The following is a 225-nucleotide window of genomic DNA, read 5'->3' on the forward strand; positions in this document are numbered from 1 at the left end:
CTTGAGCCCGTCGAGGGTCTCTTCCCAGGCCACGGGCACCGGGTTGAGGTTGAGCGCCTCCATCGCGATCCGGCCCAGCTGGGTGCCGGTGACGCGGTTCTTGGTGCCCATGATGTCCTCGATGCGGGTCACCGTGGGCTTGTCGGCGAAGTTCTGGCCCATCATGATCCCGCGCAATTCGGCGTGGGTGAACAGGAATTTCAACCCGTGACGCTTCTCGAACGG

1 pseudogene is annotated in these 225 nt (G+C 64.0%); it reads right to left on the reverse strand.

Annotated features, from left to right (window positions below):
- Positions 1–225 (reverse strand): annotated as a pseudogene (locus tag H2O73_RS24535) (TRAP transporter substrate-binding protein); the annotation flags it as partial.

This window comes from Vibrio marinisediminis, from assembly GCF_014050145.1.
GTDB classification, from domain to species: domain Bacteria; phylum Pseudomonadota; class Gammaproteobacteria; order Enterobacterales; family Vibrionaceae; genus Vibrio; species Vibrio marinisediminis.